Below are 21,606 nucleotides of genomic sequence, written 5' to 3' on the forward strand. Positions count from 1 at the left end.
GCGGGCCGTGATCCGTCGGATATTATCCGAACGTGGGTGCTCTTCCCCAGGCGCTGCAAATGCGCCAGACTTGGGCATCGACGGGGTTGCGATGTCCCGTCGCCGGGAGGGAGTCGTCCATGAATTTCGTGTTCTTCTCGCCGCATTTTCCCGCCAATGGCGCGGATTTCTGCGATCGTTTGAAGAAGGCCGGGGCCAGGGTGCTGGGTATCGGCGACGCACCCTATGAGGCGCTCGACGCCAAGCTGAAAGCAGCCCTTTCGGAATATTATCGCGTCGCCGACATGGAGGACTACGATCCGGTGTTCCGGGCGATGGGGCATTTCATCCACAAATGGGGCCGCATCGACCGCTTTGAATCGCTCAACGAGCACTGGCTGGAGCTGGAAGCCAACATCCGCACCGACTTCAACATCTATGGCACCAAGCTCGATTTCGTGAAGAATCTGAAGCGCAAGAGCCGCATGCGCGCCTTCTTCCGCAGGAGCGGCGTCGACACCATCGCACAGCGCAAATGCTCCGACCGCGCCGGGGCCATGACCTTCATCCGCCGCGTCGGCTATCCCGTCGTGGTCAAGCCCGACAGCGGTTCGGGCGCCTCGAATACTTTCAAGATCTCCAACGCCACAGAGCTGGACCAGTTCTTCCGGGACAAACCCGAGGACGTGACCTTCGTCATGGAGCAGTTCATCGAGGGGCTGGTGGTGACCTTTGACGGGCTGGTCAACCGCGACGGCGAGGTGGTGCTGGCGGCCAGCCACCGCTACGACCAGAGCGTCATGGAGGTGGTCAACAAGGACCGCCACATGAGCTACACCTGCTTTCCCAGGATCAGCCCGGCGGTCGAGGAGGCCGGCCGCAAGATCCTGAAGGCGTTCGACGTGCGCGAGCGCTTCTTCCACATCGAATTGTTCGAGACCAAGGACGACCGCGTCATCGCGCTGGAGGTCAACATGCGCCCGCCAGGCGCCTGGATGACCGATGCGATCAACTACACGTTCGACATCGATGTCTACGCGGCATGGGCCGACATGGTGGTCAGGGATGCCGCCGGCGGCCCCTACGAGGGCAAATATTTCACCGCCTATGCCAGCCGCAAGCGGCGCCTCCACTATTTGCACAGCCATGAGGACGTGCTAGCGGCGCACCGCGACAAGATCGTCCACCATCAGGCCATCGAAGAGGTTTTCAGCCGCGCCATGGGAAATTACGCCTACCAGATGCGCTCGAAGGACGAAGCAGCGCTGCGCGAAGCGGTCGCCTATATCCACGCGGAAAAGGCGTGAGGCGATGGACATTTCCTATCACAAGAATTTCTCGGGCAAGCTCGGCCGCGACATGGAATACAAGCGCTACGGCCATGCCGGCCGGCCGGTGGTGGTGTTCCCGACCTCGCAGGGGCGGTTCTACCAGTTCGAGGATTCTGGCGGGGTGGGCGCACTCGCCGAATTCATCGACACCGGCCGCATCCAGCTGTTCACGGTCGACGGCATCGATTCGGAATCCTTCTTCGACAAGCATGCCAACGCCGCCCACCGCATCGCCCGTCACGAGGCCTATTTCCGCTATGTGCGCGAGGAGGCTCTGCCGGAGTTCCTGTCCACGGCAGCAGCAGCCAATGGCGGGCGCCAGCTGAAGCCGCTGTTCTCGGGCTGCTCGATGGGCGGCTACCACTCGTCGAATTTCGTCTTCCGCTTTCCCGAACTCGCCTGCGGCGTCATCGCGCTATCGGGCGTCTATTCGGCCCGCGACTTTTTCGGCAAGGCGCTTGAAGGCGACATTTTCTACAACTCGCCGCTCGATTATCTGCCGGGCATCGTCGATCCCAAACTGCTGGCCCGGCTGAAGACGCTCAGGCTGATCTTCTGCTGCGGGCAGGGCGCCTGGGAGGAGCGGATGCTGGTCGAGACGCGAAAACTGGAACAGATCCTGCGTGACAAGTCCATTCCCGCCTGGGTCGATTATTGGGGCGGCGACGTCAGCCATGACTGGCCGTGGTGGCACAAGCAACTGGTCTATTTCTTCGGCCGCTGGCTGGATGAGGATCTGATGCACAGGCTAGACTGAGGTGCATTGATATTCAGGTGAGGCTGGCCTGCAAATGGCTGATACCTGCGCTTCCGGTGCTCACGTACTCAAGTACGCTCCGCTCCGGTTCTCGGTATCAACCATTTTCGACTCAGCCTGACCTGAATCTCAACGCACCTTGGGGCACAGAGGAATGACCACACCCAACCCGATCCGCCGTTTCGTCGAGGCCACCAATGCCGGCGACACGGACGCCTTTCTCGACACGTTTACCGCCGACGCATCCCTGACCGACTGGGGACGGTCCTTCCACGACCGCGAGCAGATCGCGCGCTGGAACCAGTCGGACAATATCGGCGTGAAATCCCAGCTTCGCATCGTCCGCATCACGTCGGCGGGAGGCAGCTACCGCGTCCGTATCGCCGTCACAGGCAACGGCTTCAACGGGGAGGGCGACATGAGCTTCACGCTGGACGGCGATCGCATAGCGAGTCTCGTCATCGCCTGACTATCCTTCCTGGCATGCCGGCAGAGCATTGGCCTCATGTTCCGAAGCCGCTCCGCGACGCAGGCCAAGGAAGACGACGATGGCGGTCATGACGGTGATTGCCGCCAACACGATCAGCAGCCTGTCGAACGCCGTCTCGTAAGCCTGGACAAGAACAGCGGCTCCGGCTTGCGGCAAATGTTGCGCCGTTGCACCGAGATTACCGGTCACCAGCAACTGCGCGGCAGCCGTTGAAGACGCCGTTCCCTGCGCGGCGAGTTGCGCGGCGGTGAAGCCCGACAGGGTCGCCATGACGATCGCGAGCGCCACGCCCTCGCACGCGACGCGGGTGGTGTTGAAGATGCCGACCGCCATGCCGGCGCGCTCCCTCGGCACGACGCTGACGGCAAGCCCGTCCATCAATCCCCAGGGCAGGGCGATGCCGACGCCGATCAGCATCAGCGGCGCCACCAGCGCACTGTCGACCGGCGGTGTCAGGCTCAGCCAGACAAGCCCGGCGGCAGCGACGAGCAGGCCGACGCCGCAGATCGTGGCCGGCGCGATCCAGCGCGCCAGCTGGCCGGCGAGCATCGGCAGGATCAGCAGCGGGCCCGAGAGGCAGATCATCAATTGCCCGGCCTTGATCTCGTTCATGCCCTCGATGCCGATGAAGCGGATCGGCAACAGCACGAGCAGGACGACGAAGCCATAGGCGGGTGCCGCCGCCAGAAACTGGACGCCGACGAAGCGAGGGTAGGCAAACAGCGTGAGATCCAGCATCGGCCGCCTCACGCGCCGCTCAACGACGACGAAGGCAACAAAGAAGAGCGCCGCCGCTGCGAGAAGCGTGACGACAAGGGGATTGGCCCAACCGCTCTGCGGGGCCTGGAGCACGCCATAGGTCAGCGACGCGAGCGCGATCGTGAAGGTGCCGGCTCCCGCCCAGTCGACGCCCGTCGCATCCGGATCGCGCGAGTCCCTGATGGTGCGCTGGCCGAGGGCTGCCGAGGCAACCGCGAGTGCCGCGACAAGCAGAAAGATCGACCGCCAGCCGAATGCAGAGATGAGCAGGCCGGAGGCGATCGGGCCGAAGGCGAGGCCGATGCCGAAACTGGTGCCGAGGAAGCTGAAGGCACGCAGCCGCAATGGCCCTTCGAATTCCTGGGCGAGCGCCGACGCACCACCGGCAAAGGCGGCGGCGCTGCCGATCCCTTGCACGGCCCTGAGGATGTCGAACCAGACGATGTCAGGCGCGAGCATCGCGCCGAGTGAGGCGAGGACATAGAGGCAGAGGCCGGCGAGGAAGATGCGCTTGCGGCCGTGGTTGTCGGCCAATGCGCCTGATGCCATCAGGGTAGCGCCGAAGGTCAGCATGAAGGCATTGGTCACCCAGTTGAGTTCAACCGGGCTGCCGCCAAGATCGGCCGCGATGCGGGAGAGTGCGACGGCCGGGCCGGTGAAGGTCAAGGGCATCGTCATCGCGGCAAGGCATACCGACAAGAGCACGAGCCATCTCTCGGCAGAGCCGGTTGTGGACTTCAAGGTCATGGATTTTCCTATCTGAAGCAGCATTCGCGGTAGGCCGCGCGGTTGCGGAGCCGGTCGCAATGACGAGATAGGTCGGCGGCGTTTCAGGAAAAATGGTACTATATCTCCTGATATACCGGACTGAAACGCTTGAATGGAAAGATGCGATGGATCGCCTTAGCGGCCTCATAGCCTTTGCCCGTACCGCCGAACTCGGCAGTTTCATCGCTGCCGGCCGGGCGCTCGGCATCTCGGCTTCCGCCGTCGGCAAGAGCGTCGCAAGGCTCGAACAGGAGCTCGGTGTGCGGCTCCTGCAGCGCAGCACGCGGCGCATCGGCCTGACGGAAGAGGGCAGACTGTTCAACGAGCGGGTGCGGCGCATCCTCGACGACATCGACGATGCCGAGGCGATGCTGTCGCGGACACGGGAGACCCCGCATGGCCGGCTGCGCGTTTCGACCCCGATCGTCACCTATCATCTGTTGTTGCCGGTGCTGTCGGAGTTCATGGCCCGCTATCCCGAGATCGAGCTCGACATCGATTTCAACGATCGGATCGTCGACGTGATCGACGAGGGCATCGATGTCGCGATCCGAAGCGGCGAGCTGCCCGATTCACGCCTGGTGTCGAGACCCGTTGCGCCCTTTCGCATGCTGCTGTGCGCGGCGCCCTCCTACCTAGACCGCCATGGCACACCCGGCGAGCCGGCGGATCTCATCAGGCATTTCGGCGTAAACTTCCGCTTCCTCAACAGCGGCAGGCTGCTGGAGTGGCCGTTCATAACCGGAAGCGCTGAGCCGCAGATACGCTCGATGCTGACCTGCAACAATATGGAAGCGTTGAAAGGCGCCACGCTCGCCGGCCTCGGCATCGCCTGCATGCCGGATTTCCTGGTGCGCGAGGCGCTGCACGAAGACAGGCTGCGCACCGTCCTCGACGATCATGTCGACGGCCGTGGCCAGTTCCGGATGCTGTGGCCCTCCAATCGCCATTTGTCGCCGAAGGTGCGCGTGTTCGTCGATTTCCTTCCCGAACGTCTTGCCGCGGGGGCCAGCCAGCGCGTCACGGCCTTGTGATTTCACAACCGGGTCGTGAGGTTGGCGCAGGCGGCTTTGTCTATTGCTTGACGCTTCTTGCCACCAGGCGCGCCACGCTCGGGCCAACCAGCAGCACGATCAGGAAGCGGGCCGACTGCAGCGCCATGACGAAGGAGATGTCGACGTTCTGTGCCGCGGCGGCGATGATGGCGATGCTGTCCATGCCGCCGGGGCTGGTCGCCAGATAGGCGGTCAGCGGATCGATGCCCAAGAGATGACTGATCATGAAGGCAAGGCCGCCGCAAAAAGCGATCAACGCCACAATCGAGGCGATGATCTGCGGCAGCGCGCGTGCCGCATGGCGCAAGATCGCCCTCGTGAAATTCAATCCGATCGACCAGCCGACCATGGCGTAGCTGACTGCCAGCAGCCATTGCGGCAATTGCATCTCCACGCCCAAGCCGAGATGGACGACGGTGCCGAAGATGAAGGTGCCAAGGAAGAAGGGCGAGGGCAGCCTCAGCAGCTTCCCCAGGAGGCCGCCGACAAGCGCGATGCCGATGGTGGCGGCGAAGGCTTGGGCATCGATCGGCGGAAACCAGATGATGGCGGGGACTTTGACGCCCGACGTGTCGACCCACATCTTGGCAACGAGTGCTGCCGTCATCGAGACGAAGATGACGCGCAGATATTGCATGAAGGCGACGAGGCGCTGGTCGGCGCCGAACGCGCCGGCCATTAGCACCATCGCGGTGGCCGCACCTGGCGACGAGCCCCAGACGGCGGTGGTGCCGGGCAGGATGCGCCAGCGGCTGATCAGCCAGCCGAGCAGGCTGGAGGCCGTGACGGTGGCCACCACGACGCCGAGAAACAGCGGCCATTCCTGGGTGAAGACCGGAAAGATGTCGGCTGAGATCGAGCTGGCGACGAGGCAGCCGACGATCGCCTGTGCGGCGCCGAACAGAAGCCGCGGCACGCGCACTGTGGCGCCATTGGTGCCGGCGACGATGGCCGCCAGCATCGGCCCGATCAGCAGCGCCGCCGGCAGGGCCGCGAGTTCCAGCGCACCGGCAAACAGCAGGGAGACGATCAGCAGGGCCAGCCATTGCCAGAGCTTGCGCATTCGCGCCATGCGTTCGATGGCGGGCTGGTCTGGGGGCTGCTCTGCCGAGGAATCCATGTTTTGGTCTTAGACGCGAAGCGAGGTGATGCGAACCCCGCTGCGTCGAAAAAGGATGCTTGCGCGCCTCAGTCGCTTTTGCCGTCGGCCAGGCCGAAGCCGCCGACGGGGTGGGTCTCGACCTGGAATTCAAAGCCGGCAATGAACGGCCGCGCCTTGGCGATCACCGCCTGGACTTCGGGAAGCTGCAGCGAGGCTTTGTGGCTTTCGGCGTCGGTCCATACTTCGGTGACCCAGATCGCATCGGCGTCCGCGGGGTCGCGGGCGATGATGTAGCTCAGGCAGCCCGGCAGGGCGCCTGTACTGGCGCGCAGGACGTCCATGACCGCGTCGCGCTGGCCGCGCGCCGCCCGCATCTTGCCGATCAGTCCATACATTCCGTTGTCTCCCTTTGAGGTTTTCGACAAGAACATGCAGATCACCAGTATGCCGACAGCCGCTCAAGGCATCAACTGGCCGCCATTCACCTCGATCACCTGGCCGGTGATGTAGCCGCTCAGAAGATCGGAAGAGAGGAACAGATAGGCGCCGACGCAATCCTGCGCCGTGCCGGCGCGTCCCTGCGGAATGGTGGCGACCATGCCCTTCATCTGCTCGTCGGTCGAATAGCGCTCGTGGAACGGGGTGAGAATGGTGCCGGGCGCCACCGCGTTGACGCGGATGCCGAAGCCGATCAGCTCCTTGGCCATGCCGCGCGTCACGTTGGAGACGAAGGCCTTGGCCGAGCCGTAAAGCCCGGCTCCGCCGCCCGCACCATTGCGCGCAGCGATCGACGAGGTGTTGACGATGAAGCCGCCCTGTTTCTTCAGCCACGGGATCGCCTTGCGCGAGGCGGTCAGCACCGAACGGGCGTTGAGATCCATCACCGCGTCGTAATGTGCTTCGGTCTGCTCGGCATAGGGGATGCGGCCAAGCATGCCGCCGGCATTGTTGACCAGCCCGTCGAGGCGGCCGAAATACTGCGCGCTGTCCTCGACGACGCGTTCGACATCGGCGGCAACGGAGAAATCGCCCTGGACCAGAAACACCTCGCCGCCCTTGTCGGCGATCGTCATGCCGAGTTTCTCGGCGGCGCCTTGACTCGAATTGTAGTGCAGCGCCACCTTGCATTTCTGCGCTGCATAGGCCAGCGCGAGCGCCGCCCCGATGCCGGTCGACGCACCGGTGACCAGCACTGCCTTGCCGGCAAGATCGGGTATGCTGAGTGTGGTGGCTGGCACGGGTTCTTCCTCCGGGATTTCAGCCTGTCCTTCGTAGGCCCTTGCCGCCCCGGTGTTCAAGTCTCAGGGGCGCAGATAGGCGTAGCCCTGGCCTTGCAGTTCGGCGAGCTTGACGACGCCGCCCTTGTCGGCGGCATGGAAACCGGCGAGCAGGTCGGCGAGCGTAATGTCCATGCCTTGCATGGTGTTGGCGCAAGCATGGGACTCCAGCCCCTGCTGCACCAGGCCGGCGAAGCGCCCGGAAATCGCGGCCGATATGCCTTTCGACTTGAAGGCGGCCAAGGCCGGACCATGCACGACCAGCACGATGTCGACATTGCCGCCGGTGCCTTCATAGTGGTTCTTGATGTTGCCGAGCACGAAATTGACCTTGTCGACGTCGCTCAAGTGATAGGCGACCTTTTGCCTGGCGGGCTCTGGGGCGGCTGCCTGCACTACCCGCAGGCCAAGAAGCGTTCCGGTTCCGGCAAGAACCGCGCGGAACATATCGCGCCGGCGCATGGCATCCTCCCCCGCTTGGCGGCTCGCCGCGAATTGCGTGACTCCAGCCGCAATACTAGCATAAATTGACGTTACGTCCTGTCGATGCGGAGGAGAGGTCACATGGCGTTCAGGGTAGGGGAATGGAAGACAGTCGCCGGCGCCGGGTTTGGCGTTGCGCTGCTTGGCGCGCTTGCCGGTTCGGCCTTCGCCGACGATGCGCTCAAGCTCACCGAACTCAGCCCGAACGGGGCTGATGCCTGCTTCGGCCGGATCTATGACGCCGCGCACCTCAAGGCGCATCCGAAGCAGAAGGTGGCGCGGATCTTCTTCCTCTATGGGCACGACCCGGTCAGCCGCCCGAACGAGGAGCCACCGACAAACTCCGACTCGTCCTATAACGGCTTTATCGCCACCACGGTGCGCGGCGCCAAGGCGCCGGAATGGGCCAGCGGCTGGTGCAATCACGAGTCCGAGGACGGAAAGAGCGGTTCGATCCGTTGCGGCATGGACTGCGACCGCACCATGGCCTCGCTGAAGCTCGATGACAAAGGGCGTCTGATCCTCACCGATGTCTCGGCCGATCTTTATCTCGACGCAGGATCGGAAGATGAACTCGGTGAAGCCGAATATGACAGGCAGGCGCTGGGCAGCGAGGACGACAATTTCCGCCTCGACCCGATGCCGGCCGCAACATGCCAGGCCGAATTCGCGCGCATCGATCCGATCGATCCGGCTCTTGGAACTCCCTTGCGTGAGCGGCTGAAGCCGGACCAGGCCTTCTGCTACGGGCGCGACTATGATGCAGCCCATCTCGGTTCGCATCCCGACCAGCTGACCCAGTCGATCCGGGTTTTCCGCGGACCGGTGGAACTGGCGTCCTTCGCCTCGGGCGGCGATGCGGCCAACTGGCCAGACGGCGCCGACATTGCCGTTACTGTCACCACACGGCAGAAATCGGCCAAGGTGACACAGACCTATTCCTGCCAGGGCGAGGCCGACCAGTGGCGCTGCGCGGCGAGCTCGAAGATGAGCGATTTCTCCTGCGACATCGCGCAGAAGGAGATTTTCCTCAAGCGTGGCGTCGACGGCACCATGATGCTGGCCAATCCCAACAGCGCACTCGCCATCGTCGATCTGTGTTCGAAGGCCGCCGACGGCAAGACGAAATCCGACGACAAGGTCTATCGGCTGCAGCCAATGTCGCAATCGGCCTGCGCGCCTTGAGCTCGGACTTGTCTGCGTCGCCATGAAGGGATATATCTTTGCTATATCTCATTTGAGGATAGCATGATGGACAAGGCAAAAGTGTTCTGGTCGGGCCGGTCACAAGCTGTACGTCTGCCCAAGGAGTTCCGTTTCGAAACAGACGAGGTTTCGATCCGCCGTCACGGGCAAACCGTCATCTTGGAACCGCTAGCGCAGGATTGGGCGTGGCTTGACCAAGTGATCGGACCGCTTGACAACGATTTCGCCGAGGCAGCGCTGGAACGTCAAGACGGGCAGGATCGGCCTGCTTTGGATGACGTTTTCAAGTGATCTACCTGCTCGACACCAATGCCGTCATCGCAGTCATCAAGGGCGACGCCGGGCTGTTGGCGCTGCTGAAACGGCACAAGCCGCAGGACTTTGCCCTCTCTGCGATCGTCGCACACGAACTATACTATGGTGCTGAAAAGAGCCAACGAAGGGCTGAAAATTTGGCGCGCATCGAAGCTCTGCAGTTCCCGGTGCTCGAATTCGATCGAGAAGACGCAAGACATGCTGGAGAGATTCGGGCAACGCTCGCGACGTTGGGAACTCCGATCGGTCCCTACGATGCGTTGATCGGCGGGCAGGCTCGCGCTCGGAACCTTACGCTGATGACCCGCAATGTCCGGGAATTCGAGCGGATCAAAGATCTCTCAATCGAGACCTGGTGAACCCCGCCTCACGCGAACGGCACGGCCGTCGTGCCCTTGGGCAGCTTGGCCTCGTCGTCGGGTTCGACATGGATGGTGACGCGCACCGAGGGGATTTCGGCTTTCAGCGCGTCCTCGATGCGGTCGCAGATGACATGGCTGGCGCCGACCGACATGTCGGCGTCGACGACCAGATGGAATTCGATGAAGGTGGCGCGGCCGGCGATGCGCGTCTTGAGGTCGTGAACCTCGAGCGCGCCCTTGCAATTGGCCGAGATGACGTCGCGGATGCGCATGTGTTCTGCCGTATCGACGGCGCGGTCCATCAGGCCATTCATTGACGAACCGATGACGTGCCAGCCCTGCCACAGGATGTTCAGCGCCACGATGACGGCAAGCGCCGGATCGAGGATCTGCCAGCCGGTCAGGATCGCTCCGACAAGGCCGCCGAAGACGCCGATCGAGGTCACCACGTCGGTCATGATGTGGTTGCCGTCGGCGACCAGTGCCGGCGATTTCTCGGTCCTGCCGGCGCGGATCAGCGTCCAGGCCCAGAAGGCGTTGATGACCGTGGCAACGCCGTTGACGGCAAGGCCGCTCCAGGGCTGTTCGAGCGGTGCCGGCGTCTGCCAGGAGCGCCAGACCTCGTTGAGGATCAAAAGGGCGGCGAGCACGATCAGCACGCCTTCCAGCACTGCCGAGAAATACTCGGCTTTGTGATGGCCGAACGGGTGATCCTGGTCGGCCGGCTTGTAGCTGACCTGGATCGCCCAGAAGGCGGCGACCGAGGCGATGACGTTGACGATCGATTCCAGCGCGTCCGAATAGAGCGCGACAGAGCCGGTGACGTACCAGGCAGCAAGTTTCAGAGCGAGCACGACAAAGGCGACAGCGATCGACCAGAAGGCGAGGTTGGCAACCTTGCGCTTCGCGGCCGCCTTGGCCGTGATCGCCATCGTGTTCTCGGCTTCAGCCATGATCGTCAGGCGGCCTTTTCCCTGGCCTTGCGCGGCAGGTGGGCGACGATGTTCTCGATGATGCGCATGCCGGCATTGTGGCCGAGCGTCATGATCGATTCCGGGTGGAACTGCACCGCGGCGATCGGCTCCTTGCGGTGCTCGAAGGCCATGATGATGCCGTCCTCGGTTTCGGCAGTGACGATGAAATCGTCGGGCAGGCGCACCGGGTCGGCAAAGATCGAGTGGTAGCGGCCGACGGTGACTTCCTTAGGCAGGCCGGAGAAGATGATGCCGGGCTTGGAGACGCGGATGCGCGACGGCTTGCCGTGCATCGGTATGTGTAGCTGCCTGAGTTCGCCGCCATAGGCTTCGGCCAGCGCCTGCAGGCCAAGGCAGACACCGAAGATCGGCAGGTCGCGGGCACGCGCTCGTCTGATGGTGGCGGCGCAATCAAAGTCCTTCGGCGTGCCGGGGCCGGGCGACAGCACGACAAGGTCGGGCTTCAGCCGGTCGAACACCTCCTCGGGAACCGGCGTGCGCACGGTCGAGACATTGGCGCCGGTCTGGCGGAAATAATTGGCCAGCGTGTGGACGAACGAGTCTTCGTGGTCGACCAGCAGGATGTTGACGCCGTCGCCGACGCGCGCGGTGGTGCGCTCGGTGCTGGCGGAATTGCCGGTCTTGGCGTCGCGAATGGCGGAGAGCATGGCGGATGCCTTCAGTTCGGTTTCGGCTTCTTCTTCCTCGGGAATGCTGTCGAAGAGCAACGTGGCGCCGGCGCGCACTTCGGCAATGCCGTCCTTGATGCGGATGGTGCGCAAGGTGAGGCCGGTGTTCATGTCGCCGTTGAAATTGACCATGCCGATCGCGCCGCCATACCAGGCGCGCGGGCTCTTCTCGTTCTGTTCGATGAAGCGCATGGCCCACAGTTTCGGCGCGCCGGTGACGGTGACCGCCCAGGCGTGCGACAGGAAGGCGTCGAAGGCGTCCATGCCTTCGCGCAGCCGGCCTTCGATGTGGTCGACGGTGTGGATCAGGCGTGAATACATCTCGATCTGGCGGCGGCCGATGACGCGCACCGAACCTGGCTCGCAGACCCTGGACTTGTCGTTGCGGTCGACGTCCGAGCACATGGTCAGCTCGGATTCGTCTTTCTTCGAGTTGAGCAGTTTCAGGATTTGCTCTGAGTCGGAAATGGCATCGTCGCCGCGTTTGATGGTGCCGGAGATCGGGCAGGTCTCGACGCGGCGGCCGTTGACGCGCACGAACATTTCCGGCGAGGCGCCGATCAGATATTCGCCTTCGCCCAGATTGATGAAGAAGGAATAGGGGGAGGGATTGATGGCCTTCAGCTTGCGCGAAATCTCGGATGGCTGTGTTTCGCAGCGCTCGTAGAACATCTGGCCGGGCACCACCTCGAACAGGTCGCCGCGCTTGAACGAATCCATCGCCTTGCGCACCAGATTGGCGTATTCGCCCGGTTCATGGTCGCCGCGGGGCGGGATTCGGTCGGGGCTCTTGAACGGCTCGGTGATTTCGTCGCGCGGCAGCCCCTCGGTCGAAAACCCGTCGCCGGCGTAGTCGTAGCGATCGGTCCAGGCTTTGGCCGAATAATGGTCGACGACCAGGATCTCGTCGGGCAGGAACAGCACCAGGTCGCGCTGGTTTGGCTTGCGCTCGAGCTTGTAGTCGACCGGGTCGAACTGGAAGGCGAGGTCGTAGCCGAAAGCGCCATAGAGACCAAGATTGGCGTCTTCCTCGGTCTTGAACAGAGCGGTGATGGCGCGCAGCACGGTAAACACCGAAGGGACGCGGCTGCGCTCTTCTTCGGTGAAGACACGGCCTGGCTTGGCGACGTCGAGGCGGATGAGTTTCTTCGATGTCTCGGCGATGGCGACATCGGCCAGGCTGGCGAGCGCCTTGCCGATGACCGGCAACAGCGCCTCGCCACGGCCGTTCAGCGCCTCGATGCGCATGGCGCGGCCACGTGCTGAGATGACCAACGGTGGGTCGATGATGGCGGTGTCCCAGCGCGTGTAGCGGCCGGGATATTCATAATTGGAGGAAAACACCGCACCGCGGCGCGAATTCAAGCCGTCGACGTAAGCGTCGATCGCGCCCGCATAGGGCCGGTCGTGGCGCTCGCGGGTGATGGTGATGCCACCCGCGGTCACGAAACTTTCCGCCCCGTTTTCCAGAACCTTCATCGTCATTGCCGTCTCCATCAGCTTCTTGGGGCAACGGACCCGGGAATGGCTTGGAAAAAACAAATGGCCGCCCGGACTTTCCGTTGCGGCCACCCTCTCTTTTCACGCGCACGTGTTCGAACAGGCCGCTGTCAGCAGGCCCACCACCAAATGGTCTTGGTCGAACGCATGTTCATGGCGAAATCCATAGCTGCGAAAAGGAGGATGCGCAACAGGTTTGAAAGTCTCTTCGTTGGCTGCCGCTTCCCAGGCTCATGGCACATCGCCAGAGCCGACAGTGCTGCCTAGATTGTATATCCAACAGCAGGAAGATGGGTAAAAGCCAATGACCGAGCAGATCGAGCGCGCGCGGACGTTCCATTCCCTCCACGTCAAGGGAAACCCGATCGTCCTCTACAATGCCTGGGACCCGGGCTCGGCCAAGATCGTCGAGAAGGCGGGCGCCAAGGCGATCGCCACCGGAAGCTGGCCGGTGGCTGCCGCGTTCGGCTACGCCGATGGCGAGAAAATCCCGCTGGAGCTGGCGCTCGACAACATCAAGCGCATCGTCGGGTCGGTCGACCTGCCGGTGACCATGGACCTCGAGGGCGGTTACGGCGTCGATCCGGAAATCGTTGCTCGCACGGTAACGTTGGCGCTGCGGGCCGGCGCTGTTGGTTTCAATTTCGAAGACCAGATTGTTGGCGGCAGCGGCCTGCATGACATTGCTGTCCAGGTAAAACGCATCGAAGCCGCGGCGGCGGCCGTCAAGGCTTCCGGCATACCGGCGTTCATCAACGCCCGAACCGACATCTTCCTCAAGGCGAAACCGGATGCGCATGATGACGTCCTGCTCGACCAGGCCATCGAGCGCGCACAGGCCTTCGAGAAAGCCGGTGCGCACGGCTTCTTTGCGCCGGGTCTTGGCGATGAGGGCCTGATCGAGACGCTCTGCAAGGCAATTGCGTTGCCGGTCAACATCATTGCGCTGGCGCATGTGCCGCCGCGCCAGCGGCTGGCGGAACTGGGTGTCGCCCGCATCAGTCACGGCCCGGTGCCTTACCGGCAGATGGCGGAATGGTTGGAGGCGAAGGCGCGGCAGGCTATTTCGGGTTAGGTCAGTCCTCCAGCGTCCCCGACCGGGCATCGGTGCTCTTCTTGTCGCCGACCAGCTTCAACAGATCCTCGCCGGCGCGGATGATGCGGCGGGAGCGGCGGGTCAGGATGATGCCGTCCTGCGGTGCGAAGACTTCGGTGCGGCCATCGGCTTCGCCCGGCGCATGGACGATGGTGGCGAGGCGCGCGCCCTTGGCGACGCGGTCGCCGGGTTTCACGTCGTAGAGCACGGCACCCGCCCGAGGCGACGGCATCATGTCGATGTTTTCCAACGGGGCCACAAAGCCGGCGAAAGGACCGGGGGTGTGCAGGGTGGTATCGGTGATCACGCCACGCGCCACCAGCAGCCTGTAGAGGCCTTCGGCGTCGGCGGCGGCCAGGGCGCCGTCGACATCGAGGATGCCGCGATATTCGACCGTGGTGGCGACGCGGCGGTCGAGTTTGGCCACATCATCGGGAACGTTCTGGTAGGGCATGATCGAGGCGCCCTCGAACGTGCCGGCGGTGTCCTCGCTCCACAGCACGACCGCATCGACGCCCATGGCGGTGGCACAATCGGCCATGGCCGGCCACAGGCTGGTGTGGACGTAGAGATAGGCGAGACCCTCGTCGTCGCAGTGCAGGTCGAGCACGATGTCATGGCCGAGCGACAACTGCACCAGCCGGGTCTTCAGACGCTGGTCGACGCTGCCAAGGGTGGTGTCGGGCAAGAGTGCTGTGTCGGGCGCGGCGAGCAGCGGGAAGCCGCGGTTGAAATTGGTGCGCGTGCCCAGATGAAAACGGCCCTGATGCTCGCCGAAATGATATTGCGCCCGGCCGATCGGGTTGGCCCAGGGCACGATGGTGAGATTGCCCTTGATGCGGCCTTCGGCTTCGGCCTTGGCCAGCATCGGCATCAGCGCGTCGATGGCGACGACGCCCGGCAATTCGCCGGCATGGAGCGCTGCCTGCAGATAGGCCGAAGGGGCGACCTTGTCAGTGCCCGCGAAGCGGAACAGCGGGAATTCGTAGGAAACGCCTTCGCTTTCGCCGGCGATGCGTTCGATCGATTTCTGCATGACTTCCTCCATCTAGAGCAGTTCGCCGTTTCATGGAAACGCCGAACTGCTCTATCTCTTTGTTTTGACGCAATCCCGGACGGAAAACCGCTTCACACTCTTCCTGGGATTGCTCTAGAGCCAGAAGACATGCCCATTTGAACGCGCCGATGTCGATTGGTCCAGCCTGCCGCGCTATGGGCGCAAGCGGTTACTCTGCGGGAGCCTGAAGCGGGATGACGGGCGCTCGCCGGTCCAGCGCCTGCGACAGCACAGCGACGGCGACCGCCAACAAGGCGATCACCGCACCGACCAGCGGTAGATTGGCATAGGAAATACCGGCGGAAAGGGCCACTCCGCCGATCCAGGCGCCGCTAGCATTGCCGACATTGAAGGCGCCCTGATTCAGCGTGGCGGCGAGGTTCGGCCCCTCGGAGGCCGCCTCGACGACGCGGATCTGCAGCGGCGGTACGACGACGAAGATCAGCAGGCCCCACAGGAAGACGATGCCGATGGCAACGCTGGCGATAGTGCCGAACTGCATGAAGCCGACCAGCAGCAGCGCCATCGCGAGCAGCGTGCCGATCACCGTCGGCATCAGCTTCCAGTCGGCCAGCCTGCCGCCGATGATGTTGCCGATGGTCATGCCGGCGCCGAACAGCAGCAGCACCCAGGTGACCGCAGAGGTGGACAGACCGGAGACGTCGGTGAGGTAGGGCTTGATGTAGGTGAAGACGGTGAACAGGCTTGCGGAGGTTAGCGCCGCGATCAACATCGCCAGCCAGACCTGCAGCTTGCCCAGCACGCGCAGCTCGCCGCGCAGGCCGCCACCGCTCGGCTCGGCAACGTCGGACGGCACCAGCCAGGCAATGGCTGCCACCGAGATCAGGCCGATGCCGACGACGGCGAGGAAGGTGGCGCGCCAGCCGAGGGCTTCGCCTAGTGCCGTGCCGGCGGGAACACCAAGGATGTTGGCCAGCGTCAGCCCGGCGAACATCAGCGCGATGGCACTGGCGCGCTTGTTGCGCGGCACCAGGCTGGCGGCAACGACCGAGCCGATGCCGAAGAAGGCGCCATGGCCGAAGGCGGTGAAGACACGTGCGGCCATCAGCGTCCAGTAGTTGGGCGAGATGGCACAAAACAGATTGCCGACGACGAACAGCACGGCCAGCCCGACCAGCACCGGCTTGCGCGGCAAATGCGCGGTGGCCATCGCGACGATCGGGGCGCCGAAGACGACGCCCAGCGCATAGCCGGTGACCAGCAGGCCCGCCGAAGGGATGGACACGCCGAGATCGGCGGCGACCTCCGGCAGCAGGCCCATGATGACGAATTCGGTGGTGCCGATGCAGAAGGACGCAATGGCACGCGCAAGGATCGGCAAAGGCATGGGGCGTCCAGACTGAATCGGTTCAAATTGAGACTGCGCGACGGTATGCCCGGTTCACAAGCACCATTGCTGCAATGCAGCAATGCAGAAAGCGAGGAGCAGACAAGAAACGGGGCGCTGGCGCGCCCCGTTTGATGACCCCGATCGGATCGGGAGTGAGATCCCCCTGGTTTCCGGGATCACGGCGCCTTCGGCAAGGCATAGGCGACAATGTAGTCGCCGCGATCAGGTGACTGGCGCGCGCCGCCCGCCGAGACGACGACGAACTGACGGCCGCTTTCAGGCGAAGTGTAGGTCATCGGCGTCGCTTGTGCCCCCACCGGCAGGCGGCCCTTCCAGAGTTCCTCGCCGGTGGCGACGTCGAAGGCACGCAGATAATAGTCCTGCGTGCCGGCGTAGAAGACGAGGCCGCCCGCCGTGGTCACCGGACCGCCGAGCGACGGCATGCCGACCGGGATCTGCAGGCCGGTCTTCATGCCGAGCGGGCCTGTATCCTGCAGCGTGCCGGCGGGAACCTGCCAGACGAGCTGGCGCGACTTCAGGTCGATGGCGCTGATGGTGCCATAGGGCGGCTGATGGCAGGGAACCCCCAAAGGCGACATGAAGCCGTTCTTGAGCGCGCCATAGGGTGTGCCGAGCTGGGTGCCGAGACCATCATGCGCGGCCGACGGGCCATAATTGTCGGCCACGGCGCGCGGCAGCAGCACGACGAATTGCGGCATGCGGATATCGTTGACGATCAGATAGCCATTGGCCTCGTCGATGGAGGCGCTGCCCCAGTTCATGCCGCCATAATAGCCGGGAAACTGCAGCGAGCGCGTCAGGCCCGGAGGCGTGAATTCGCCCTCGTAGCGCAGCCTCTTGAAGCCGATGCGGCAATAGAGCTGGTCGAGCGGTGTGGCGCCCCACATGCTTGCCTCGGTGAACGGCTTGTCGCCGATCGAAGGCATGCCGACCGAATAGGGCTGGGTCGGCGACAGGAAATCCTCCTTGGCGCCGCCATCCTGCGGCACCGGCTTTTCCTGCACCTCGGCGATCGGCTTGCCGTCGCGGCGATCGAGCATGAAGATCTGGCCGCGCTTGGTCACCTGGATCAGCGCCGGCACCTTGCTGCCCTTGCCGTCGGGCACGTCATAAAGCGCAGGCTGCGAGGGGAGGTCGTAGTCCCAGAGGTCGTGATGCACGGTCTGGAATTTCCAGCGCTCGCGGCCGGTGGCGACGTCGAGCGCGACGACCGAAGCGGTGTAGTCTTCCGCCGCCTTGCTGCGCTCGGCGCCGAAGAAGTCGGGCGTGGCGTTGCCGGTCGGCAGATAGACGAGGCCGAGCGCGTCGTCATAGCTCGGCGTCGACCAGACGTTGGGCGTGCCGCGCGTGTAGCTCTGGCCTTCCGGCGGCAGCTTGGTAATGGCCGGATTGCCGAGATCCCAGGCCCAGACCAATTCGCCTGTCTTGGCGCTGAACGCTCTGACGGCGCCGGAAGGCTCGCCGGTCTCGACATTGTCCCAGACCCAGCCGCCGATCATGATCAGATCGCGCATGACGGTCGGCGCCGAGGTCTGGATGTAGAAGCCGGGCTTGACCTCGCCCATGCCTTGCTTGAGGTCGACGGTGCCGCCCTGGCCGAAATCCGCGCAAGGCTGGCCGGTCTTCGCATCGATCTCGATCAGCCGCGCGTCGATGGTGGTCATGACGATACGCCCAGCGCAGGCAACCGCGGTGGCCGCTGGCGCGGCGGCGTCGGCCGTGGGCTCGTAGTAGCTGACGCCACGGCAGCGTTGCCACAGCGGCGCCGAGGCCTTCGGATCGAATTTCCAGCGCGGCTCGCCGGTCTCGGCGTTGAGTGCGTTGACGATGTTTTTCGAGGAGCAGGTGTAGACCGTGTCGCCGACCTGCAGCGGCGTGTTCTGGTCTTCGGCGCCCTTGGCAGGGACATCGCCGGTGCGGAAGGTCCAGGCGACCTTCAGGTCCCTGACATTGTCCTTGGTGATCCCGGCGATCGGCGCATAGCGCGTACCGGCCGGCGTGCGGCCGTAGTGGCGCCAGTCGGTGGTGGAGGCTGCCGCGGCCGGCGTCGGTGCTTCGGTGGCGGCGACCGTGTTGCGGATCACGCCATGCGGCTGGAAGGCATAGGCCGCGGTGGCGACCAGGCCGAGCACGAGAACACCGGCAAGGGCGAAGGGGCCGCGCTTGCCGCAGTGCGATGACGGAAACAAGGGCGCCAGCAGAAGGGCGATCACGGCGAGAACGGCAGGTGCCACCAGTCGCGGCACCAGAGGCCAGAAATTCAGCCCGGCCTCCCAGAACGCCCAGGCAACCGTGGCGAGGAAGATGACGATGTAGAGCCAGAAGCCGGCTCGCCGGCGCAAGGCGAAGAGAAAACCGGAGACGATGATGCCGGCACCGGCCAGTGCGTAATACCAGGAGCCGCCGAGGCCGATGAGCTGGACGCCGCCATAGAGCAGCGGCAGGCCGATAATCATCAGCACGAGGCCGAAAAGGACGAGCAGCCAGACGCCGCCGGAGGTGTTGGTATCTTGGTCTGACATGTTGATCCTCACGCTTGCCCGGATGGCGAGGTCTCGCGGTCGCGGCGGCCGAGAAAAGGCCGTAGGGCGATCAATGGAGGCCGGCTTCCGGTTTCGGCGACGGGGGCTTCGCCAAGGAAAAGAATTTATCGCATCCTAATAGATAGCATGTTATCTTTTCCGCCATGCCCAAGCAAGACCCGGATCGTGCCAGGTTTGGCCAACTCGTTATATCAGTCGCCAGGCTGTGGCGGCGCGCGGCCGACAAGGCGCTTGACGATTGCGGCCTATCGCATGCCACCGCCATGCCGCTGGTGATGCTGTCGCGGCTCGGCGACAATCTCCGCCAGGGCGTGCTTGCCGATCATCTCGGCTTCGAGGGACCGTCGCTGGTGCGCATCGTCGACCTGCTGGTCGAGGAAGGGCTGGTGACGCGCACCGAGGACGCGTTCGACCGGCGGGCCAAGATCCTGTCGCTGACCGATGCCGGCCGCAGCCGAGTGACCGAGATCGAGCGCTTGCTGTCGGTGCTGCGGGCCGATCTGCTCAAGGACGTTGGCGATAGCGAACTGAATGGCGCCGTGCTTCTGCTGGGCCGGCTGGAGGCGATGTTGAGCGAACTGGGCTGACCGGCCAGAAGCCCGGGCCTCAGACCAGCGGCTTGAGTTCCTGGGCAATGGTCGGCAACAGCTCCGAGACATTCGGGTGGATGTGCACGGCGCGCGCCAGCGTGTCGACCGGGGCCTTGGCGTACATCAGGTCGAGCACGCAATGCACCGCCTCGTCGCCGCCGGGGCCGAGGACCGAGCAGCCGAGGATCTCTCTGGTGTCGGCGTCGACCAGGATCTTCATGAAGCCCTGCGTCTCGCCCTTTTCGACGGCGCGGCCGACGCGGGTCATCGGCCTCTGGCCGACCAGCGCGCGACGGCCGGATTTCTTCACCGCGGCCTCGGTCATGCCGCAACGGCCGAGCGGCGGGTCGATGTAGAGCGCATAGGCTTCGATACGGTCGCTGACCTTGCGCGGATCGTTGTCGAGCAAATTGGCGGCGACGATCTCGTAGTCGTTGTAGGAAGTATGGGTAAAGGCGCCCTTGCCGTTGCAGTCGCCCATCGCCCAGATGCCGGGTGCGCTGGTCCGCAGCTGGTCGTCGACGGTGACGAAACCGCGCTTGTCGACCTCGACGCCGGCCTTGTCGAGGCCGAGATCGTCGGTGTTGGGCGTCCGTCCCAGAGCCAGCAGCACATGCGAGCCAACCGCCGGTGGTTTGCCGGCCGAGAAGGTCACGGCAATGTCCTTGCCCTGTTTGGCGAAAGCGATGTCGTCGGCGCCGGTATGAACCGATATGCCTTCGTTTTCGAGGATGGACAGGATGGCGGCGGAGACATCCTCGTCCTCGCGGCCGGTCAGGCGCGGGCTCTTCTCGATGACGGTAACTTCGCTACCGAAGCGGCGGAACATCTGTGCGAATTCGAGCGAGATGTAGCTGCCGCCGACGACGATGAGATGGCGCGGCAGCACGTCGAGATCCATCATCGAGGAATTGGTCAGATAGTCGATGTCGTGGATACCGGGCAGGGCGGGCACCGAGGCGCGGCCGCCGGTGTTGAGGAAGATTTTCTCGGCGGTCAGAAGGTCGTCGCCGACGCGCACCGTGTTGGCAGATTCGAAACGCGCATGACCGTGATAGAGCGTGCATTTGTCCATGCCGGCGATCCAGGTCTCGAGCCCGGTGCGCGCGTCGATCGTCACCTTGTCCTTGCGTGCCTTGATCGCCTTGAAATTGACGCCGACTGGACCCCCGAGCGTCACGCCGTAGTCGGCGGCGCGGCGCGCCAGATGCGCGGCATAGGCGCTGGCGACCATGGTCTTGGTCGGCATGCAGCCGGTGTTGACGCAGGTGCCGCCGATCAGCTTGCGCTCGATCAGCGCCACGCTCATGCCGGCGGCATTCAGCCGGCCGGCCAGCGAAGGGCCGGCCTGTCCGGCGCCGATGATGATGGCGTCGAAGGTCTTGGCCGTCATACCACCGCCGCTACGATCAGCAGGCCGCCGATAATCGCCACCGCGTCCTCGATGAAGGCGGCGGGCTGATCCTTGCCGAAGGCGGCCGCGAGCCGGCCGCGTGCTTCGGCGCCGCCCAGCGTGCCGATGACAGCGCCGATGGCGCCGGCAATCAGGCCGCCGATGGTGGCGCCACCGGTGGCGCCGATCACCGCACCGGTGAAGGCGCCCATGACAATGCGGGCGCCGAATTGCTGCGGTACCTTACGGCTCGGCGTCGATGGCAACTGGTCGGTGACCAGTTCGACGATGGCCAGGATGGTGAAGATGCCGACAGCCACCCAATGGCTCATGAAGCTCGCCCAGGTGCCGGCAACCGGCAGCCAGCCGAGATAAGCACCCCAGGCAATTGCGGCCGGCGCGGTCATGGCGCGAAGACCGGCAATGACCCCGATCAGAAGTGCAAGAATGTACAGCATGGTTGATCCCCCTCGATCACCGGGCCAGGACGGCCCGGCAACAGCAGGCT

21 protein-coding genes are annotated in these 21,606 nt (G+C 64.2%); 9 read left to right on the plus strand and 12 right to left on the minus strand.

The features are described from left to right. Positions 1-119 precede the first annotated feature (119 nt). The 3 genes from C8D77_RS04325 to C8D77_RS04335 all read left to right on the plus strand — a co-directional run bounded on the left by C8D77_RS04325 (position 120) and on the right by C8D77_RS04335 (position 2,536). Positions 120-1,286, plus strand: a complete 1,167-nt coding sequence (locus C8D77_RS04325) for an ATP-grasp domain-containing protein (protein WP_109659631.1) — start codon at positions 120-122, stop codon at positions 1,284-1,286. Between the two features lie 4 nt (positions 1,287-1,290). Further along, a complete protein-coding gene (locus tag C8D77_RS04330; RefSeq protein WP_109659633.1) occupies positions 1,291-2,067 on the plus strand; it encodes an esterase family protein in 777 nt (258 codons plus the stop codon). Between the two features lie 154 nt (positions 2,068-2,221). Then, the gene (locus tag C8D77_RS04335; RefSeq protein ID WP_109659635.1) at positions 2,222-2,536 is read left to right on the plus strand and encodes a nuclear transport factor 2 family protein; all 315 of its coding nucleotides are present in this window, start codon (positions 2,222-2,224) and stop codon (positions 2,534-2,536) included. On the opposite strand, the gene C8D77_RS04340 is transcribed toward C8D77_RS04335, so the two are convergent. Beyond that, positions 2,537-4,063, minus strand: coding sequence for an MFS transporter (locus tag C8D77_RS04340; protein WP_109659637.1), 1,527 nt, complete (start codon positions 4,061-4,063; stop codon positions 2,537-2,539). A 146-nt stretch (positions 4,064-4,209) separates the two neighbouring features. Here C8D77_RS04340 and C8D77_RS04345 point away from each other — a divergent pair, with 146 nt between their 5' ends. Continuing rightward, the gene (locus C8D77_RS04345) at positions 4,210-5,118 is read left to right on the plus strand and encodes a LysR family transcriptional regulator (RefSeq protein WP_109659639.1); all 909 of its coding nucleotides are present in this window, start codon (positions 4,210-4,212) and stop codon (positions 5,116-5,118) included. A gap of 40 nt (positions 5,119-5,158) precedes the next feature. On the opposite strand, the gene C8D77_RS04350 is transcribed toward C8D77_RS04345, so the two are convergent. The 4 genes from C8D77_RS04350 to C8D77_RS04365 all read right to left on the minus strand — a co-directional run bounded on the left by C8D77_RS04350 (position 5,159) and on the right by C8D77_RS04365 (position 7,980). Beyond that, on the minus strand, positions 5,159-6,259 hold the full coding sequence (locus C8D77_RS04350; protein WP_109659641.1) for an AbrB family transcriptional regulator: 1,101 nt from the start codon (positions 6,257-6,259) through the stop codon (positions 5,159-5,161). A 68-nt stretch (positions 6,260-6,327) separates the two neighbouring features. Next, positions 6,328-6,636, minus strand: a complete 309-nt coding sequence (locus C8D77_RS04355; RefSeq protein ID WP_109659643.1) for a putative quinol monooxygenase — start codon at positions 6,634-6,636, stop codon at positions 6,328-6,330. Between the two features lie 63 nt (positions 6,637-6,699). Further along, a complete protein-coding gene (locus C8D77_RS04360; RefSeq protein ID WP_109661259.1) occupies positions 6,700-7,479 on the minus strand; it encodes an SDR family NAD(P)-dependent oxidoreductase in 780 nt (259 codons plus the stop codon). Positions 7,480-7,542: 63 nt separating this feature from the next. Further along, positions 7,543-7,980, minus strand: coding sequence for a DsrE family protein (locus C8D77_RS04365; RefSeq protein ID WP_109659645.1), 438 nt, complete (start codon positions 7,978-7,980; stop codon positions 7,543-7,545). Between the two features lie 102 nt (positions 7,981-8,082). Between C8D77_RS04365 and C8D77_RS04370 the strand changes: the two genes are divergently transcribed. From C8D77_RS04370 to C8D77_RS04380, 3 genes are all read left to right on the plus strand, one after another. Then, the gene (locus tag C8D77_RS04370; RefSeq protein ID WP_109659647.1) at positions 8,083-9,186 is read left to right on the plus strand and encodes a hypothetical protein; all 1,104 of its coding nucleotides are present in this window, start codon (positions 8,083-8,085) and stop codon (positions 9,184-9,186) included. A 66-nt stretch (positions 9,187-9,252) separates the two neighbouring features. Continuing rightward, positions 9,253-9,498: an antitoxin gene (locus C8D77_RS04375; protein ID WP_023760667.1), complete on the plus strand. Its 246-nt coding sequence runs from the start codon at positions 9,253-9,255 to the stop codon at positions 9,496-9,498. Next, the gene (locus C8D77_RS04380; protein ID WP_109659649.1) at positions 9,495-9,881 is read left to right on the plus strand and encodes a type II toxin-antitoxin system VapC family toxin; all 387 of its coding nucleotides are present in this window, start codon (positions 9,495-9,497) and stop codon (positions 9,879-9,881) included. Before C8D77_RS04375 ends, C8D77_RS04380 begins: the two co-directional genes overlap by 4 nt. Positions 9,882-9,889: 8 nt before the next feature. Here C8D77_RS04380 and C8D77_RS04385 read toward each other — a convergent pair whose 3' ends face one another. Continuing rightward, entirely contained in the window at positions 9,890-10,837 is a 948-nt protein-coding gene (locus C8D77_RS04385; RefSeq protein WP_109659651.1) for a cation diffusion facilitator family transporter, read from the minus strand. A 5-nt stretch (positions 10,838-10,842) separates the two neighbouring features. Then, on the minus strand, positions 10,843-13,032 hold the full coding sequence (locus C8D77_RS04390) for an anthranilate synthase (RefSeq protein WP_109661261.1): 2,190 nt from the start codon (positions 13,030-13,032) through the stop codon (positions 10,843-10,845). Between the two features lie 319 nt (positions 13,033-13,351). Here C8D77_RS04390 and C8D77_RS04395 point away from each other — a divergent pair, with 319 nt between their 5' ends. After that, positions 13,352-14,122 (plus strand): isocitrate lyase/PEP mutase family protein, encoded by a 771-nt coding sequence (locus C8D77_RS04395; protein WP_109659653.1) that lies wholly within the window; start codon positions 13,352-13,354, stop codon positions 14,120-14,122. Between the two features lies 1 nt (position 14,123). Here the strand turns inward: C8D77_RS04395 and C8D77_RS04400 are convergent, their stop codons facing one another. From C8D77_RS04400 to C8D77_RS04410, 3 genes are all read right to left on the minus strand, one after another. Further along, entirely contained in the window at positions 14,124-15,179 is a 1,056-nt protein-coding gene (locus C8D77_RS04400; RefSeq protein WP_109661263.1) for a M14 family metallopeptidase, read from the minus strand. Positions 15,180-15,369: 190 nt separating this feature from the next. Next, the gene (locus tag C8D77_RS04405) at positions 15,370-16,548 is read right to left on the minus strand and encodes an MFS transporter (RefSeq protein ID WP_109659655.1); all 1,179 of its coding nucleotides are present in this window, start codon (positions 16,546-16,548) and stop codon (positions 15,370-15,372) included. Positions 16,549-16,727: 179 nt separating this feature from the next. Then, positions 16,728-19,094, minus strand: a complete 2,367-nt coding sequence (locus C8D77_RS04410) for a membrane-bound PQQ-dependent dehydrogenase, glucose/quinate/shikimate family (protein WP_109659657.1) — start codon at positions 19,092-19,094, stop codon at positions 16,728-16,730. A 164-nt stretch (positions 19,095-19,258) separates the two neighbouring features. On the opposite strand from C8D77_RS04410, the gene C8D77_RS04415 reads away from it, so the two are divergent. Then, the gene (locus tag C8D77_RS04415; protein ID WP_109659659.1) at positions 19,259-19,702 is read left to right on the plus strand and encodes a MarR family winged helix-turn-helix transcriptional regulator; all 444 of its coding nucleotides are present in this window, start codon (positions 19,259-19,261) and stop codon (positions 19,700-19,702) included. A gap of 19 nt (positions 19,703-19,721) precedes the next feature. Here C8D77_RS04415 and C8D77_RS04420 read toward each other — a convergent pair whose 3' ends face one another. Further along, positions 19,722-21,098 (minus strand): FAD-containing oxidoreductase, encoded by a 1,377-nt coding sequence (locus C8D77_RS04420; RefSeq protein ID WP_109659661.1) that lies wholly within the window; start codon positions 21,096-21,098, stop codon positions 19,722-19,724. Then, positions 21,095-21,556 carry a DUF4126 domain-containing protein gene (locus C8D77_RS04425; RefSeq protein WP_109659663.1) on the minus strand — a complete coding sequence of 154 codons (462 nt, stop codon included), beginning with the start codon at positions 21,554-21,556 and terminating at the stop codon, positions 21,095-21,097. The genes C8D77_RS04420 and C8D77_RS04425 overlap by 4 nt, the downstream gene beginning before the upstream one ends. Positions 21,557-21,606: the final 50 nt, after the last annotated feature.

The sequence above is a fragment of the Mesorhizobium loti genome, from assembly GCF_003148495.1.
Taxonomy (GTDB): Bacteria; Pseudomonadota; Alphaproteobacteria; order Rhizobiales; family Rhizobiaceae; genus Mesorhizobium; species Mesorhizobium loti.